At 70.1% G+C, this 2,823-nt stretch carries 2 protein-coding genes; both read right to left on the bottom strand.

Annotation, left to right across the window (positions count from 1 at the left end; all coding sequences use genetic code 11):
- Positions 1-1,641 (bottom strand): condensation domain-containing protein (locus tag ACPEES_RS23075; RefSeq protein ID WP_435106798.1); only part of this gene is annotated, 1,641 nt, incomplete at its 3' end.
- Positions 1,638-2,823: AMP-binding protein (locus ACPEES_RS23070; RefSeq protein ID WP_435106796.1), on the bottom strand; the 1,186-nt coding region annotated here is incomplete at its 5' end. The genes ACPEES_RS23070 and ACPEES_RS23075, both read right to left, overlap by 4 nt.

The following is a 2,823-nucleotide window of genomic DNA, read 5'->3' as shown; positions in this document are numbered from 1 at the left end:
CAGGCGGTTGGCGCGGGCGTTGAGCTCGGCATAGGTGAGCACCTGCGCCCCGAAGACCAGCGCCGGCGCCTGCGGCGCCGTCGCCACCTGGCGCTCGATCAGCCGGGGCACCGGCTCGGGGTTCGGGTAACGCCGCGCGTTCACACCCAAGCGATCGAGCTGGCAGCGCTCCACCTCGCTCAGTAACGCCACCTCCCCCAGCGCCCGCTCCGGCGAATCCGCCAGCGCCTGCAGCAGGCGCTGGTAGTGAGCCGCCAGGCGCTCGATCGTCGCGGCGTCGAAGAGATCGGCGGCGTAGCCGAAGCTCGCTTCCACGTCGCCACTGTCCAGCTCCTGGGTGTTCAGGGTGAGCTCGAACTGCGCCGCACGCTCACCCAGCGTATGTTCCTCGACCGCCAGGTCCGGCAACTGCCGCAACACCCGGGTGTCCGTGCGCTGATGATTGAACACCACCTGGAAAAGCGGGTGGTGGCTGAGACTGCGCTCGGGTTGCAGCGCCTCGACCAGCTGCTCGAACGGCAGATCCTGGTGGTCCTGCGCCTCCACCGTCGCGCATCTCGCCTGCTCTACCACTTCCCGCAGGGACTGCCGCCCGTTCAGCGGGTTGCGCAGCACCTGGGTGTTCACGAAGAGGCCGACGACGCCCTCCGTTTCCGTGCGGTTGCGGTTGGCGACCGGCACACCCACGCGAATATCCGACTGGCCGGCATAGCGATACAGCAGCGCCTGAAAGCCTGCCAGCAGCACCATGAACAGGGTCGCACCCTGGTCTCGGGCACGTTCGCGCAATGCGCGCGTCAGCGAGCCGGGCAACATCAGGTCGAACCGCGCGGCACGGTACTCGCCGTCGGCATGACGGGGGTGGTCCGTGGGCAGCTGCAACACGGGCTGCTCGTCACCCAGTTGCCCGCGCCAGTATTCCAGCTGCCGCTCGCGCTCGCCCGCTTCTAGCCAGTGACGCTGCCAGACCGCGTAGTCGGCGTACTGAACAGGCAGCGCCGGCAGCTCCACACGCTCGCCCCGCACGCACGCCCGGTAATGCGCGGCGAACTCGTCGATGATGAGCTGCATCGACCAGCCATCCGAGACGATGTGGTGCACCACCACCACCAGCAGGTGCTCGTCCTCGGCGAGGGCGATCACGCCCACGCGCAGCAGCGGTCCATTCCCGAGATCGAACGGCTCATCGGCGATCTCGCGGGCAGCGGTATCGGCATCGCCCTGCGGCCTCCCGCGCAGATCACGATGGCGAACGTCGACTCCGCCCTGCGACAGAACGATCTGCTCAGCCATGCCCTCCTCATCCGGGCGGACCCGGAAGACCGTGCGCAGCGACTCGTGGCGCGCAACCAGCGCCGTGAAGCTGTCATGCAGTGCGTCCCGATCCAGCCTCCCGCGCAGCTCGAGGGCGCCCGCGATGTGGTAGGCGGTGCTCCGCGGCGCCAGTCGCCACAGGAACCACTGGCGCGCCTGGGCGTGGGAGAGGGGGTAGGCCCCTTCGGCCGCCTGCCTTCTTCGAGGAATGGGGAATTGCCCCATCCCCATGCCCTCGGCGCGAATCTTCTGATAGACCGCCCGGCGCTTTTCAGCGGATAGGTCGGCGAAGCGCTCCGCGATGCGCGCGGTATCCATCGTCGTCATTCCACGGTATCCAGGCTGTCGATGAAGGAATCAATTTCCGCGAGCGCGTCATCGGTAGAGGCGCTGTCGCTCATGGAAGCGACACGCTCGGCCAATGCGCTTAGCGTCGAGCACCGGAAGAGATCCACAACCGCGAGGTCGGTGTGCAGGCGTTCTCGTACACGGGCCACCAACTGCACGGCCAACAACGAGTGTCCGCCGAGCTCGAAGAAATCGTCGTACCGGCCGACGCGCTCGACACCGAGCACCTCCGCCCACACCGCCGCCAGCGCCTCTTCCACCTCGCCCTCGGGCGCCTCGTAGGCCTCGCCACCACCGAGTTCCGACGCCGGCAGCGCCTGGCGGTCGAGCTTGCCGTTGGGCGTGAGCGGCAACGCCGCTAGCGCCACCACCACCGAGGGCACCATGTAGTCCGGCAGGTGCTCGCCCAGGCGCGCGCGCAGCGCCGGCGTGTCCACGTCTTCTCCCCCGGCGGACACCACGTAGGCCACCAGCCGGGCCCCGCCCGGGCCTGGCTGCGCCACCACCGCGGCCTCGCGCACCTCGGGCTCGGCGAGCAGCCGCGCCTTGATCTCACCGGGCTCGATGCGGAAGCCGCGGATCTTGACCTGGTGGTCGAGCCGCCCCAGGTACTCGAGCTGGCCGTCCGCGCGCCAGCGCACCCGGTCGCCGGTGCGGTACAGCCGCCCGCCGGCGTCGTCGAAGGGGTCGGCGACGAAGCGCTCGGCGGTGAGCCCCCGGCGGTCGAGATATCCCCGCGCCAGCCCCGCGCCGCCCAGGTAGAGCTCGCCGGCCACCCCCGGCGGCACCAGGTTGAGGTCCCCGTCGAGCACGTAGGTCCGCGTGGCGCTGATCGGCCGCCCGATCGCCACGTGCCCCTCGCCGTCATCGCGGCAGCGCCACTGCGTGACGTCGATGGCCGCCTCGGTGGGCCCGTAGAGGTTGTCGAGCCGCACCCATGCCAGGCGCTCGAACACCTCCCCCTGCAGCTCCGCCGGCAGCGCCTCGCCGCTGCAGATCACCCGCCTGAGGCTCGTGCACGTCTCCACCGCCGCGTGCGTCATGAACGCCTGCAGCATCGAGGGCACGAAGTGCACCGTGGTGGCGCCGTGCTCGCGAATCTGCGCCACCAGCCGCTGCGGCTCGCGATGATCCCCCGGCGCGGCCACCACCAGCCGCGCG

Origin of the sequence: Arhodomonas sp. AD133 (genome assembly GCF_051195215.1) — a bacterium.
GTDB lineage: Bacteria > Pseudomonadota > Gammaproteobacteria > Nitrococcales > Nitrococcaceae > Arhodomonas.
The sequence above is the reverse complement of the archived record's forward strand: the minus strand, read 5'-3'. Positions and strand labels throughout refer to the sequence as shown.